The organism is Paenibacillus xylanilyticus (genome assembly GCF_009664365.1).
GTDB classification, from domain to species: domain Bacteria; phylum Bacillota; class Bacilli; order Paenibacillales; family Paenibacillaceae; genus Paenibacillus; species Paenibacillus xylanilyticus_A.
In genome coordinates this window covers 4918175-4934059 of sequence record NZ_CP044310.1, presented here as the reverse complement: position 1 = coordinate 4934059, position 15885 = coordinate 4918175, and the positions used below count along the sequence as shown (strand labels likewise).

The 15885-nt window shown below is 42.6% G+C and carries 11 protein-coding genes; 9 read left to right on the top strand and 2 right to left on the bottom strand.

The features are described from left to right. Positions 1 to 80 precede the first annotated feature (80 nt). From F4V51_RS21910 to F4V51_RS21875, 8 genes are all read left to right on the top strand, one after another. Positions 81 to 1460, top strand: coding sequence for an ABC-three component system protein (locus F4V51_RS21910; protein WP_153979621.1), 1380 nt, complete (start codon positions 81 to 83; stop codon positions 1458 to 1460). Beyond that, complete coding sequence (locus F4V51_RS21905) at positions 1460 to 2173, top strand: ABC-three component system middle component 1 (protein WP_153979620.1); 714 nt, start codon at positions 1460 to 1462, stop codon at positions 2171 to 2173. The genes F4V51_RS21910 and F4V51_RS21905 overlap by 1 nt, the downstream gene beginning before the upstream one ends. Further along, a complete protein-coding gene (locus F4V51_RS21900; RefSeq protein WP_162009969.1) occupies positions 2166 to 4559 on the top strand; it encodes an AAA family ATPase in 2394 nt (797 codons plus the stop codon). The genes F4V51_RS21905 and F4V51_RS21900 overlap by 8 nt, the downstream gene beginning before the upstream one ends. 483 nt (positions 4560 to 5042) lie before the next feature. Next, the gene (locus F4V51_RS21895; RefSeq protein ID WP_153979618.1) at positions 5043 to 6077 is read left to right on the top strand and encodes an ROK family protein; all 1035 of its coding nucleotides are present in this window, start codon (positions 5043 to 5045) and stop codon (positions 6075 to 6077) included. 86 nt (positions 6078 to 6163) lie between these two features. Next, positions 6164 to 7372, top strand: coding sequence for an MFS transporter (locus F4V51_RS21890; RefSeq protein ID WP_153980809.1), 1209 nt, complete (start codon positions 6164 to 6166; stop codon positions 7370 to 7372). 198 nt (positions 7373 to 7570) lie between these two features. Beyond that, the gene (locus F4V51_RS21885) at positions 7571 to 7873 is read left to right on the top strand and encodes an AbrB/MazE/SpoVT family DNA-binding domain-containing protein (RefSeq protein WP_153979617.1); all 303 of its coding nucleotides are present in this window, start codon (positions 7571 to 7573) and stop codon (positions 7871 to 7873) included. Positions 7874 to 8232: 359 nt separating this feature from the next. Continuing rightward, the gene (locus F4V51_RS21880) at positions 8233 to 11403 is read left to right on the top strand and encodes a GNAT family N-acetyltransferase (RefSeq protein ID WP_153979616.1); all 3171 of its coding nucleotides are present in this window, start codon (positions 8233 to 8235) and stop codon (positions 11401 to 11403) included. Next, a complete protein-coding gene (locus F4V51_RS21875) occupies positions 11390 to 12268 on the top strand; it encodes an amidohydrolase family protein (protein ID WP_153979615.1) in 879 nt (292 codons plus the stop codon). The genes F4V51_RS21880 and F4V51_RS21875 overlap by 14 nt, the downstream gene beginning before the upstream one ends. 329 nt (positions 12269 to 12597) lie before the next feature. Here F4V51_RS21875 and F4V51_RS21870 read toward each other — a convergent pair whose 3' ends face one another. After that, positions 12598 to 12921: a hypothetical protein gene (locus F4V51_RS21870; protein WP_153979614.1), complete on the bottom strand. Its 324-nt coding sequence runs from the start codon at positions 12919 to 12921 to the stop codon at positions 12598 to 12600. A 106-nt stretch (positions 12922 to 13027) separates the two neighbouring features. Continuing rightward, positions 13028 to 13444, bottom strand: a complete 417-nt coding sequence (locus F4V51_RS21865; protein WP_153979613.1) for a hypothetical protein — start codon at positions 13442 to 13444, stop codon at positions 13028 to 13030. Positions 13445 to 13745: 301 nt separating this feature from the next. Here F4V51_RS21865 and F4V51_RS21860 point away from each other — a divergent pair, with 301 nt between their 5' ends. After that, a complete protein-coding gene (locus F4V51_RS21860) occupies positions 13746 to 15776 on the top strand; it encodes a methyl-accepting chemotaxis protein (RefSeq protein ID WP_153979612.1) in 2031 nt (676 codons plus the stop codon). The last annotated feature ends 109 nt before the right edge of the window (positions 15777 to 15885 follow it).

Genomic DNA, 15885 nt, shown 5'->3' with positions numbered 1-15885 from the left:
TGTTATTCTGTCGAATAGTCTTTAAAATTAATTATAAAGTGACGTTTGTACTGAAGAATATGTCATAAGGATGATAAACTATGAAGTCTCTAAATCATGATGCAACAAATAGTTGGAATGGTTACTCTTATCAAGGTAAAACGGCTATTTACACTGTGCTAAAAATAATAAATGACAAAAGTTTAGTAAATGAAAATGTAAAAAAATTCGAATTGGAATTAGAGCACTTAGAGGATTTTACAGTAATTTATAATGATAAGGAAGTATCAATACATCAAGTTAAAACTTTTAATTCTACTGCCCCAAGCGAATATAAAGATGCTGTATGGACTCTTTTAGGTAAACTTGCAATAAAATCTCATATCGACAAAGCTTATTTGCATACTACTGAGAAACTTCCTGATAAAACAACTCTAAGAGAAAGATACAAAAACCTCACTGCCCCTACAGCAACTGGTTCTGAAAATCAATTGAATCCAAATGAGTATTATCAATATGTTATAGACAATGATCTTTATGAATCAGTTTTTGAAAAATTTGATTTGTTTACATATGATCAAGATTTAAATCATTGTAATCTTACAGAAATTAAAAATCGAATTATTTTTCAATTATCCAGATATTATAAGGAGAGGGGGATATCTAGAAGCGAAGAACATTATAATCGTCTTTATTATTTTTTGCTTTCTATACTTGATAACCATGTTTCTGAAAGGCATAAATTTTTGCAAGAAGGTAAAGTTACCAAGGACAATAGAAGAATTCCATTTAGTGACATTTATGAAGCTCTAAATTGTAATTTTGAGGAATCTAGTAAACAATATTATACATATGTCTTACGAGAGTTATACTGTTCTGTTTGTGAACAATTTTTATATGATAATCAAAATGAAGCTAGCTCTATTGCTTTTCAAAGAGTTAAGACATTTTATGATGATGTAAGATCAGTAGATGATAATGCATTTTTAAAGTTATGTAAAAAATGGACACCTCATGTTCAAGCGAGCGAAATAAATCTTAGAACCTTTCATGGTCTTATTCCATTTCAAGGAATACGGGACCCTTTACTTAAAGCACTCTATGTTTTTAGAGAGCCGCTCCATAATGATCAGTCGGTTTTTTTGAGAAAAGATGAGAACGGCCTAAATTTAGTATATTTGCCTACTACGTTGCATGAAAGGCCTACATCATTAATCGATGATGAGTTGCTAGATGAAAAACAAGTTAGCCGAATAGCTAAAGATATAATGATGAACTCAGATATTGAAGATTTGCATGAGATAGATGTAATGATTTCCTCACATATACCAATGCAATCTTTAGAAGAAGCAGCATATAAATATACTCATATCTCAAATGAAGAACTCGAGAGTGATAACGAATCAGAGGATGATAAATTTATGAAAATAAAACGGATAAGAATGATTAACTTCCCTCAAGCAAGAAAGGAGCTTGAGTAATGATACATTTTTTGAAGGATTTATTCATTGAACATAAATTCAATGTAGTTGAACCAGAATTTTTAGAAGAAAAGTCCGGATTTATGGCTGTTAAATTAGATTCATCAAAGTTAGGATTTTTCCTAGTATTATTTGAAAATGAAGATGTGAATTTTGAAAATCTGAATGAATTAATGAATCAATACTTTGTGGAGCTAAAGCGACTACCTACTGGTTATGACAGAAGAATGGATAAAAATTCCACTCTGATTATCTGTTTAAAAAGAGCTGCTTTTACTTATAATGAGAAGCTTAACAGGAGTATATTTGAAGTGGAAGAAGATCCTTATCATTTTAGAAAATTAGTTTTACCATATGCGGACGCAGAACTGCAGGAGTTTAATGAGCATCATAGAGCAAAAGGAATTACTAAAGGTTTGTATAGTTTACTTAATGATAAAGAGAAGTTCTATGATTTCAAAAAGCACCCAGTGGAATCAACTGCTTTTCATTTAACAACACGACTTTTTATTAAACTGCCGTTCTTACAGTATCGAGGAGAAGAAGAGGAATTGGATAATTTATCAATGAGGATCGACAATCGTTTGAAACAGTTAGAACTGTATTCTGTCAGAAACAGCGCTCTAAATCTAATTGGAAAACTTGAAAATTGTAATGATGAAGAAGAAAATGAATTGTTAAATGAATGGTTGGGGGAAGTTAATAATGAATGATTTGTTTCTCAAGAAAATATCAATTCAAAATTTTAAACTAATTGACAATTTCAATCTTGAAATCGATTTACAGGATTACAATCTTATCATGCTAGATGGACCCAATGGTTTTGGTAAAACAACCCTTTTTGATGCAATAGAATTAATGCTTACAGGAACAATTCAGCGTATTCGATCTGATGACGGAAGGTCAACATTTGGAGTCGATTTGCTCAGGAAAAATACAAAACGTGATTGCATCATTAAAATAGAATTTGGTTCAAATGAAAAACAATTTACATTACTTAAACGATTGAAAGCTAACAATAAACTACATAGATTTCGTACTGAGGACTTTTTTAAGTTTGAAACATTTCTACTATCATCTTTTGACTCTCCCGAAGAGGAGTACGAAGAAATTAATCAAGACAGAATATCAGAACTTTTTAATACAACTGATTTACCTCGATTCTATAATCTGTTCTATTATATTCAGCAAGAAGAAAATACTCATTTTTTAAAAAGAAAATCAAAGGAGAGGATGGAAGAGGTAGGGCAACTGTTTGACACGAAACAAGAAGAAGATACGAAGCGAAGCTTGATTAAATTGAAATCAAAGTTAAGACAAGTTTCAACTAAAGTTTCCAAGAGTTTAACAGAAGCGAGAAACAGATATAATTATTTGATAAATGAGTTACAAACTTTCGACAAAGACAGTGTGAGATATACAGCGTTTCATCCGCTATTACCTCATCTTGAAATCCCTAAACCGTGGGATATTGAATTACCAATAATTAACACGAGAGAATCCCGCGATATAATCTTGAAAGAGTTACGGTTAATGTATGAGTTTATAACTATGTTTCAAGATTTCCTAAACGCCAAACACAATTCGCAAATTGATTTTGCCGTTTCTAGTGATAATAACTCTATAATTAGGTCAGCTATTTTGACGGGATTACACATCAATGAGTTTGAAGAAATTAAGGCTATTAAGCAAACTGAAGAAAAACTGAATGAACTTCTGTTAAAGCTCTCACCAGAAACATTTCTAAAGAATCCGTCCTTATTAAATTTTGATATTTTAAAAGAGGTTAACTTCCCAATAGACAATTATTTTGGTGAAATAAATACTCTAATCATTCAGATAACTACTGATCAGAAAATTGCCGGAAATTTATCTACTTTAATTAAAGAATTAAATGACTCACGTAATCAACTTATAGAGAAATTTGTAAAGTTAACTCAAAGCCACACACACATAATAGATAGCATCTGTCCTTTATGTGGGCAAAATTGGGAAGAACAGGACATTCTAATAAGGGCTATTGAGGATAAAAAAGCAGATTTCTCTAAATTTTATGATGTTTCTACAAAGCGAGTTGAAGAAACAACTAAGCAACTTTATGAGAATTTCTTTCAAAAAATAATTAACTACGTAAATGATTACTTACAGAATCCTACTCATAGAATCGATAACAAGTTCTTTGAAGAGATATCGAATGCGAATAAAATTAAAAATAGAATTACTAAATTTGTTGAATGGTGTCAAAGTAAAAGAATTGATGTAAATAAATATTTCCAAAAAGAGCGCGAGATACCTGAAGATTTGGTTACACGTACCGATCATGTAATTCAAATGATATCATTTGAAAGAATTCACATTGATGAAATATATGATGCAGGTGGTAGTAAATTTAATGAATTCCTTAGCATTTACAAAGAAAATTTCTCAGAATCTCCTGAGAGAGTAAGACTGGTAACTCAAGAACAAGTTCAGGAAAAAATAAATTATATTGAACACATATATTTTACAGGGAATACTAATGAATTGAAAAAAATAGAAATTAATATTTCTTCTTTAGAGAGAAAAAGTTCTGCCTTAGAAGATAAAAATAATAATCTATCTGATATCATTGATGAATACGATAAAGGAATAAAGCAACATTGGAATCGCATAATGAAAGATATAGAAATCCCTTTTTATATTTATAGTGGGAAAATTATTCAATATTATCAAAAAGGTTTAGGAGTCTTCATAAAAGAGGCTGAATCAGGTGAGGCAAAAAATATTAAATTTGTGTCAGATGACATGAGTGAACATGACGCAATTAATTATTTTAGTTCTGGTCAAGTATCTTCACTTGTAATTTCTTTTACTCTAGCACTGAATAAAATTTACGGTAATAAAGGACTTGGCTTAATTCTTATTGATGATCCTGTGCAAACAATGGATGAATTGAATATGGCTTCGTTAACGGAATTATTAAGGAATGAGTTCCCTGACAAACAAATAATACTTTCTACTCATGAAGATCATATATCTCGATATATTAGATATAAATTTCAAAAGTACGGTAAAAACACTCTACAATTCAATGTTAAGAGAGAGCTAGTAAATAATTAAGTTATGAGTTTTACAGATTATTATGACAAGATATTATTTCATAACGAATTAATAAGTTAAGATGTCTTATATCTTTTCGGTATTACGTATATTAGATATTTTTGGTTTATTTTACCCTCTCTTTAATAAGGAGTGGTGATTCGAAATAGCAACATAGAAAGGTTAATTTTTTAATACGCTTCCAACTCACTCTATACACTGGAATAAGAACTGAAGAGAAAGTTATTCAAACCACAACTGGAGAAGAGCATCTTAGCGAACCGAATGAGCCAGTCTACAAAAAATAAAACGTTAATAAGGGACAGCCTAGGATCATTTACAGTGATCTTGAACTGTCCCTTTATGTTTTCACCAGCACTGTTCCTGCTTTCAATTAAGCATTGACTTTCCCTATGTGTGCCCCTAAACTTCAATTATTAAAACACTTTTAAAAACATTCAGTAAATGGCGTCAATCTACTGGAAAGGAGGCGTAAAACTCAAAATGCAGCCTACATCACACAATACACAACAGGTGAAGCGAATTAATGTGGAGCTGGTGAAGAACACGCTTAGATCAACGGGCGTGGGAACGAAGTCTTCCATTGCGAACCTGACAAAACTCAGTGTGGCGACCTGCGGCACGATTCTGAACGAGCTGCTGCAGACTGGAGAAATTATTGATCTGGGCCCGGATGAATCTAGCGGGGGGAGACCTGCGAGCAGATACCAATTCAATGCAGACTTTGCCAGCGTACTATGCGTGTTTATTCGAACAGAGGGCGGTGTTCACTCGATCACGCATCTTCAGGCTAATCTGAATGGCGAGATACAGGATGAGCAGACGCTTATTTTCGATGAGATTACCATGGCTACGGTAGAGGATCTGATTGCAGCTTTGATTGAAAAGTACAACAATGTGCAGGCGATCGGGATTGGTATACCGGGGGTGGCCCACAACGGAATGATAGGCATATGCGATGTGCCAGGTCTGGCAGGTCAGCCGCTGGGGCCGAAGCTCAAGGAGCGATTCGAAGACGTTGAAGTCACTATTGATAACGACATGAATCTGACGGTGTACGGACTGTACAACGAGCAGCATTTTGAGGAAGAGAAGAACTTTGCGGTGGTCACTTTTCCGAAAAATCATTATCCCGGGGCAGGTTTCATCATTGATGGTCACCCGTTGAAAGGGAACACGCATTTTAGCGGCGAGGTATCTTACCTGCCTTTTGGGGTGTCATCCGAAGAACAGCTTCGGATGCTGCAAACTCCGGAGGGACTGCATCAGCTTGTGGTCAAAACGCTGGTATCCATCATTGTCATTATTAACCCCGCAGCAATCGTCATCACAGGGGACACGATGGACGCTGGCATGAAGCACGATCTAATCCAGGGTTGCCTGCAAACCATTCCGCAGGAGCACATGCCACAAGTCATGATTCAGAATGACACACGACGTGAATATGTTACCGGCCTGGTGGCTGTCACGTTGGAGAGCTTAACCTACCGCATCCAGTTAATTGAGAAAAAGTGGTAGATCATATGTGACGAATCGTTATTTGTCTTATACAACAGGAGGTACTCATTTTGGAGCAGCAAGCAAGTAAAAAGAAGTTTAATAAGATGTACGCCATGCAGCTGGCGACCATCTTTATTGGTTTTATTGTGTTTGGCATATCGGAAAATATTAAAGGCCCGGCGATTCCACGCATTCAATTCGACTTCAATCTGGACGAGAAGCAGCTCGGAACGTTGTTATCCCTGAACGCATTGGGGTATCTGATCGCTTGTTCGTTTACGGCCATTCTTGTCCGCAAATGGGGCATCAAGGCAGTTAGCATCATCTCCTTTGCCTCCATGATTCTCTCGGGTGTGTTCATTTATTTATCCCATACATATCCGCTCTTTGCTTCATCTTATTTCTTCATGTACATCGGTAATGGCATGCTGGAGATTGCGCTGGCGATTCTGGGTGCTCGGATCTTTGTGAAAAATACAGGCACAATGATGAACCTGTCCCATTTCTTCTATGGTCTGAGTTCAACCGTAGCTCCGCTGCTGGCAACGGGTGTCATGTCACTGACGGTGTTTGGGCATGAACTGGACTGGCGCGGCATGTATCTGGCGATGTTGTCCCTCTGCCTACTGCCTATTATTGCGGCAATGCTTAGTTCGTTTCCGGGAGATGATCTTCCGCATGAAGACCGGGTTTCCCTTAAAATGCTGACACGTGATCCGGCCATCTGGATGATGGTGCTGATTCTTTCTTTTGGCGTGGTATCCGAACTGGCCGTAGGCGGCTGGCTTGTAAACTTCCTGGAAAAGGCGTATACCTGGGACACCGTGAAGGCTTCGGGGATGCTGTCTGCATTTTTCCTCAGCTTCTCGCTCGGGCGGCTGCTGCTCGGTCCGCTTACGGACCGGATTGGTTTTGTACTTTCATTGATTGTTTTCTCGGCTTTCTCCGCTATCTGTACGTTCGCAGCCATCGCGGGCGGTGAGGGGCTGGCGTTCCTGTTTGCCGTGTCCGGTGCAGGTATTGCGATGATCTATCCAACCGTAATGGCATTTATTGCGAAAAGGTATCCTAACGGAAGCGACACCGCCATTACGTTTGCGGTTACGCTGATGGGGGTGGGCAGCGTCATTGGTAACTATGCGATTGGCTGGGTTATTGAAGGCGTGAAGAACGCATATGGTGCAGCTACTCCGTTGGGCCTGCTCCGCGGTCTGCAGGCGGGGTATGGGTTTATCGGTTTGTGCGCTGTGATCTGTGCGGCGTCGGGCGTGGTGCTGTTTGTATATCTGAAACGGAAGCAGGAACTGATTTAGTAATTATTCTATTTAATTTAATTATGTGAGATGGCATAGGAATCCTCGATCGAGTTAAACGGGGGTTCTTTTATTTATTGATTCTGAGATATATGATGCTATTATTTTAGCTAGCCGTAGACGGATAAATTTTTCATTTTACGGACGGATAAATGCATTTTTTTGGTTTTTAAGAAAATATTTCAGGGTGAGGTATAATTGGAGCAACTATCAAACGAAAGGTATGAGATTGCCATGACTACAGCCATACTTAGGAAATGGGGAAATAGTATTGCAATTTGTATTCCTAACCAAGTACTTAAACGTCTTAATCTGGAGGAAAGTTCGGAAATTGAGATTTTAGTGACGGCAGATAATGAATTGTTGTTGCGCCCAAAAAACAAACTGACCAATTCCAATGAGGAACTGCGTTCCCATCTAAAGACTCTGCTCTCTAAAATGAATGAGGATAAACGACACGATGAAATAGACTTTGGCACGGAAGGGAACGAGTTGCTTTAAGTTCCCAAACGAGATCCCATACTTAAATCCACGTCCATCTCAATGACGTGGATTTTTTGGTTATTATTTCGAAAGGAATTTTTGGACTCTTCTGTTCTTGGTTTACCTAGTTTTAATAAACAACGAATTATATTGTTTCGATATGGAATTTATCCGGAGATTAAGTGCATCTAGTATACACTCCTAGTGAAAAGAAACATTTTAATCCTCTGAAAATGTTTCCCATTTATAGTATGATCATACTATCGATAGCTTCTGCAAACACGTACTCTATCATCTCTGTGGCTATCGGACAAGGTCGGGTCATCACGAACGAGTACCCAAGACCACCCTATACATAAACCAAAGGGGATAGAGACATGGCAGTCACCTCAAATCTAGAACAGATCCGCATTATCGAATACGATCACTCCTACGCTGCCGCACTGGCAGACATGTGGAACCGCAGTAATGAAAGCTGGGGAGGAGGGACGAACCAGAGAACAGAAGATACCGTGCGCCGGGAGATGGAGAGTTCGTCCAATCTGCATGTGTTTCTCGCAGTTCATGAGCATGAAGTGGTTGGCTTTTGCAGCTTTGCCCACTACCGTTTCGATGAAGGGGCGCTGTATGTACCGTTATTGAACGTGCGCCCCGATTATCATGGCCATAAGGTCGGCCGCAATCTGATCCTGAACGCCGTTCGCAAAACCGTGGAAGCGGGGTGGCCCCGCCTTGATCTGTTCACGTGGGCAGGCAACACCAAGGCTGTGCCGATGTACAAGAAGTGCGGTTTCTTCTGGGAGAAAAAAGAGGACAATGTGCACCTGATGAACTTCATCCCGACCGTCTTGCAGACCGAAGCGCTCGCTCCCTACTTCGAGGTGTTGGATTGGTATACCGATAGTACGCGTGAACTTGTCATTGAGCCGGATGGCCGGCGGGAGCGAGGCTTTGATTTCTTCGATTACACTTGGAAAAAGGGAGATATCTCCTTGCGCGCCGAGTTCGAGAAGTCCGGTCGTGGCTTGACCGCACTCGACACGCCAGATTACGTAATCACTACAGAGATCGATGACCATGATCTGGTGTTTGGCTCCACATACCAGGTTCGCTACCGAATCAAGAACTGCTCAGCATCTGAGCAGACGTTTGAAATCAAGGGGCAGGACAACAAAAATATTCGCTTTGCACTGGACACCGCAAGAAAAGTGGCTCCGGGGGAAGCGATCGTTGTGGAAGGCGAGTTCCATCTGGACCCGGTCACAGAGGAACAGAACCTGATGAAAACCCACCCTGTTGTCGCGAGCACATGGCTGATTGGCGGCAGGAAAGCGGAGTTCCGTATAGGCGTTGCACCGAAGTTTCCAGCCAAGCTGAACATGGTGCTGCCCGTGAAGGAACTGTACACGGGTGTCCCGGCAGAGCTGGTTCTGAACGTGGAGAACAATTATGATGCCGAGGCTGAGTTTACTTTTGACCTGCCCGAGGATGAATTCCTGGAATGGACAGAACCTTCGGTACGCCTCACCGTGCCTGCGAAGGGTAAAGCTTCCATACCCGTATCCTTTATGCTGCGCTCGTATGGACTTTATTCGAGGAAGGTGGAGGTGACAGCTGTTCCGGCAGGTCAACAGCCAGTCGTTTTCACAAGTAAACTCTCCGTCCTGATGAAGGGAACCCAAGGGCGTTATGGCGGAGAGCACGGGGATCAATGGGTAGCTGTGAATGGCGCATTCTCCCTTCATATGAGCAGACAGGATAATACGATGTGGATCGAATATCCGAGCTCTCACCATACGTTCTGGTGGACCTACCCGAAGCTGGGAAAGCCGTTTGCCGAGGAGTTTTCCAAGAAACAAGCCAAAGAAGTCAACATCTATCCCGAAGGGGACAGTCAGGTTTTTGAAGCTCTCTATGAATCGGAGGACTTTTCGGGGTTACAGGTTAAATCTGTGGTCAAGTTGTTTGCCAGCGGCATTGCGGAATTTAACCACGAAATAATCAATACGCGCAGTACAGAGCTGGAAGAGAATATGAGTTTAATGACCAACTTCGGATTCTTCGGGAGCCGGCTAATTTTGCCGTATCAAGGTCGGTACGTGGACATGGGTGATACGTATTCCAGCGATCCGGGCCATTGGGATAGTGCCCAAATCACGGAGAACTGGCTTTTCTGCAAGGAAGCGTACGGAGCATGTGGTATCTATTGGGACCCTTCACTGAAGCTGCTTCGTCCGGAATATACACTGGGGCTGGAGCATGACCTTGGCCGGATGCCGGCAGGGGCTGTTGTACAGACCAAGAAGACTGTATTTGCGTTGAACACGTTCGTTAAGTGGCAGGATTTCCGTTCTTTTGCACGTAAAGAACGCGATCTGATTGTACCTGTGCTGGATGACCATCTCGAACTGGCTCTGGGCGGTGGCAATCCATTTGAGGGAGGCAAGCTGCAGGCCGAATGGATGGAGCGAAAAATGATACCGCTAGCCGGAAATCTGGAGCTGTATGCGCAGCACGGTGGTGCATCGGAGTTTAAAGTTGCAGATATGGAATTAAACCGGGAACAGGACCTTCGCTCTGTACAGTTGGAGTTCTCCCCTGAGGAAACCGTGGCCAAGGAAAACAGTGAACATGCCTGGAAGATTCGGGCCGTATATCGCGGAGAGGATCGGATTCAGGAACGGACCGCTCTCTGGTTCCCGAAGACGCAATCCGCCGTTAACTGTGTGATTGAAGAAGGGCAGGCAGGTCCGGTGTACACGGTGAGCAATGGAGTTCTCTCGATCGCAGCAGCACCCGGGTTCGGAAGTGTCGTGCATTCCTTGATGTATCAGGGAGAGGAATGGCTGGACAGTTCGTATCCCGAAGCTGCTCCGCGTTCCTGGTGGAATCCATGGTATGGCGGTCTTGGTGTGGGAATTCCCGGCATGAATGGTTTCAGCCGTCAGCAGGAGTACCGAAGTGCAGCGTGGACGGAGCAGAAGGATGATCACGGAAACGTCTGGACAGGAATCTGCATGACAACCCGGATCGAGAAGCAGGAAGCGAATCGGGGGATCACGGTACAACAGCGTTACCTCATGCTGCCTGGGGTGCCAGTTCTTTGTTCTCTGCATTCGGTGACGAACGAAACCGGGTTGACGCAGGTGAATTACTCGCTTACCGAAGATCATTTCTTCGGGCCGTCACCCATCTTTGCCGAAGGCTGGCTGGAACATCCGGAGCAAGGACGGTTCTCCTTGGGGAAGGTGGACGCAGGTCTTCAATTGAAAGGAATCTTGCGAATAGGTGCGGATACGCGTAAAAACATGCTTCATGCCGTAGATGCCTATCCCAACCATAATCCGTCGGTATATGTGAATAACCAGGTACTCAGCCACAATGTGCATCAACATCTCCCGGTATCCAATGGGGAGACTGCCTGGATGAAACCAACCTATCTGGTCTTAGGGCAGATTCCTCTGCATGCAGAAGATGTCCGCAGCCTGTTGAAGCTATCCTTTAGGAACACGACCGTTGAAAAGGAGAACACCCATGCCGATCATTGATATTCACATTCATCTGTCTGATATTGACAGCTTCCATCGAACCGCGATCGATCTGTCCCAAGTCGATTACTCTGCCGCGGGCCTTAAGGCGGAGTTTGACAAGAACGACGTTATTCTCGGTATTGGCATGGGAGTAACCGAGCAGTCCAAGGGAGCCTTTCCGGACTCCAGTTCACCGAATCCGATGGGACTTGATCTGGAAGAAACGGTTCCTCCCTTTCTGATGGAATGCGTAGGCGTCAATCCGAACCGGCTTGGCGGTGAACACGCGCAGGAAGAACTGGACCGCATTGAAGCAAGGCTGCAGGCTCCCGAGGTAGCGGGTATCAAGCTGTACGCGGGGTACTATCATTACTATGTCCATGACAAGATTTACACTCCGATCTATGAGCTGGCAGCCAAGTATAAGATACCCGTCGTCATTCATACGGGGGACACCTACTCCATGAATGGATTGCTGAAGTATGCCCATCCGCTGACTGTGGATGAGTTAGCTTATCAACAGCGGGGAGTGAACTTCATGATCTGTCATTTGGGTGATCCCTGGGTGATGGATGCCGCCGAAGTGGTGGCGAAGAATCCTAACGTATATGCCGATTTGTCCGGCCTTGTGGTGGGGGATCGTCCCCATTTTGAACGATTCATGAATGAACCGCTGTTCATGGACCATTTCCGCCGGGCGCTGGTATATTCCGATCACTACGAGAAAATGCTCTTCGGAACCGACTGGCCGCTTGCACCGATCGATCTGTATGCCGAATTCATCCGCAGGCTTGTGCCGGAGCAGCATCATGACAAGGTGTTCTATGAGAATGCATTCCGTTTATTTCCACGCATAGAGCAGCGAATTGAACAGCTGGGTTAAGAAGAAAGGTTCAAGGAATGTATCAATAAGATGGTAAATATCCGGAATATGACGTTTGTGTTCACTATGATCGTTCACTATGAGTTATTGATCGCACAAAAGCTCCCGCCACATATATGGCAGGAGCTTTTTTTACTAGAAGGATTTAGTATAACGTTAACCAAGCATCTTCACTTTTCCATTTAACGCTATGTTCTTCTCTGTCAGCAGTAAGAGAACCGATCCGATCTATTGAGCAAGTCTCATTATAGAACAATCGGAGCCCCAACTTCTCTGAACAGAGCGCTTTTCTACCGCAAGGAGAATCAAGTTGCGTTACCAGATTTCATTTACATACGAGCCTTTTTGACAGGAATTCGAATGGCCAAGTGCTCTTCCTTGGGACGTTTTAAATAACCCTTGCTCGGCTTATGGAGCAGAAGGAATGGGATGGAACATAGATATAGCGTTTGACCCCAGGTGGGTGGCAGGGCTATACCGAGCAGTAATGCCAAAATTAGCGCAAATATGGTTCTGGTGTACCTACGTTGAGCGATGCAAACCACGATCCAGATCGCCGGAAGGCCAAGCAAAATAAACCGGGTAATGGCATCCGCTAGTACAACAGGAGCGTTATCCAGTGTGCCGCTGAGAAACATAGAGATTGCTTTCATAAGGGAGTACCCTTCATAGACAACTTTGAGGCAGAGTAGAGAGTAAAAGGCATTAAACCATTTTGGCATTTTCATTTTATTCACAGACTCCATTCTACAACTAAATCTATACTTGCAAATCCCGCTTGGAATACTGCCGCACAGGAGCCTCCTGCTTGAGATACATCTTGCTCGGTTTGTGGAGCAGGAGTACAAGCAGCATGAACAAATGCAGAACGACTAGAAAATTCTGAAGCAATCCGGCAGTGAACAAAAAGGTGAGAATCATGAAGGTCATGGTCAGTTTATATCTTCTTTTTGCAATGAATATCATGGTCAGAATCGGAGGTCCCAGGATTAGGAGGATGCGGGTTCCCGCACTCGTGAAGTAAGCGACCTGGTCGGATAGCGGAAACGCGGCGTAATCTGCACTGTGGCGCAGCATATCGTAGATTATAAAGCCTGTGGCAATTCCCATATAGATCATCTGTACCCCGAGCAGTGAGCGTATAACGTTTAACATTGTGGGCATTTTAGTATTCAATTTCAGTTCTCTCCCTAATAAATATGTAGTTCTTTGATTATACGTAAGTGATGTCATATTTTGTATTAAACCAAAGTCTAGTTTTGTTAATCGGCTGCTCACTCCTTTGGCCTAGGAAGAACCTGGAGAAAGAGCGTCAGAGGTACTGCACGAATATGAAAACATCAATGCAAATGTTCTATATCACTGAACAATGTACAGATACATACCGATATAAAGAAAATACATAAAGTATGGACCACAACATGATGAAAATGGAAGGTGAAATGAATTGAAGTTATTCAGTAAGGTGAAGGGAAGCATGGCGAACATGTCCTTCAGGGTCAGATTGCCACTGATGATCAGTGTGCTGGTATGTATCGTATTGGCAGTTACGGCGGTCTTATGTTATAGGGTTGCTGAAAGTATTACACTGGACAAAAGTAAAGATGAGATTAAAGCGACATCCGATCGGATCGGTGCGGGATTGTTCACATCTCTTACTTTGGAGGAACAGTCTACGTTTCTGATTACAACACATCGTACATTTGCGGATCTGCTCCAGATACGGAATTCGGGAGAACAGAGCGATGATACATTTTTTACAGAAAACAGTGAACTGATAGACAAAGCAAATGGCATATTGGCAGACAGTCTCGCAGGAATGGAGGGCAACAGCAATATTATCTTGCTCGACAAGGAAGGCGTCATTGTTGCAGCGAATGATCCGTCAGCGCTCAAGGGTGAACGTGCAGATCGTGATTATTTTAAGCAGGCCATTCAAGGGCGGAATGTAATCAGTGATGGCATTATTTCCAAAACGTTAGGTACGTTGGGAAACGCTTTTGCCATGCCAATTTATAATGATGACAATCAAGTAGAAGGCGTGTTGGTATCTACTGCAACCACCTCGTTCTTCGTCGACCAGCTGCAGAACATTAAAATCAATGAAAAAGGTAGTGTTATCATCCTGGATCGAGTAGGTACGGTGATGTTCCATTCGTCCGATGAGACGTTGATTGGCCAGAAGATGGAGTCCGGGGAATATCAGACATTGATTGATCTGCCTCCTAGCGAGCAGCTGCAGCAAGGGGAAGTCAGCTCGGAAGAAAAAGTGGTATTCTACTCCAAAATTCCGCGCTCTGATTGGACGGTAGTGGTGGAGGATTCGTACGACGATGTGCGGAAGCCGCTCGTATCCATGGCGAACAAAATGTATATCGTGCTGTTCAGTGCCATTGCAGTTTCCATCGCAGCTGGAATTCTGATCTCGCTGATGTTAACTAAACCGATAACCAAACTGACCGGATTGTTCAGACAGCTTGCAGGCGGGGACCTGACCGTTCAAGCAGAAGGCAAATACAGCGGAGAGTTCAAAGACTTGGCGGACAGCTTCAACACCATGGTGAGTGCCAACAGGCAGCTGATCTCCAGCATGAACAGCTCCATTATTACGTTGAACACCAGTACATTCGAGCTGGATCAATCCACGCAGCAGACTTCCGCATCCATTGCGGATACAACGACAACGGCAATGGAAATCTCGCGGGCCATGGAATCACAGGCAAGTGATACGGAATCCATCGTGGATAAATTCATGAACGTAGGAAGCAAGATTGCCAGTGTGAGCGAGAAATCACAGGCCGTAAAACGTAAAGCCGATGAGATTACCGACGCATTTGAAAACAATCATGAAGTCGTCGATAAGCTCATTGCCGTGAACAATCAGAACGAGATTGAAGTTGGCAATATCTCTAAAATTACGGTGCAGCTCGCGGAGAGTTCTACGGGTATTCATCAGATAACAGGCACCATTGCCGAGATTGCGAATCAGACGAAGCTGCTTGCACTCAATGCTTCCATTGAGGCAGCCCGAGCAGGCGATCAGGGACGCGGCTTCGCTGTCGTTGCCTCGGAGATCCGTAAACTGGCAGAGCAGACGACCGCACAGTCCGAAGACATCAAGCGGATTGTAATGCAGACGATTGAACATGTCGAGCAGAACAACCGCAGCGTACAAGCCATTGAAGCCATTGCCGAACAGCATAAGAGTAGTGTTGGTCAAACGAAGGAAACCTTTACGTTTGTCACGCAAAATATGCATGAAATCATGGACCAGGTACAGGCCGTTGCTTCCGAGATTGAATCCATAGAGCGTGACAAGGATGAGGTCATTGGAGCCGCACAGAACTTGTCTGCTTCTGGTGAGCAAGTATCGGCTTCAGTTGAGGAAGTGACTGCAACGATGCAGGAGCAAGCGGGGATGACAGAGCATTTGGCTGAAATGGTGCAGACCATTGATGAGCTGACCAAACGGCTTGCAGAGGAAGCGTCGAGGTTTAAAACGAATTGACCCAATGAAGTAATCAAACTGAACAAAATAAAATGAACTAAATAAAATGAACTAATCCATCCGCTTTAAGCATGATCACAAGAATCATTTTTAATATTAAAAGTGTTCA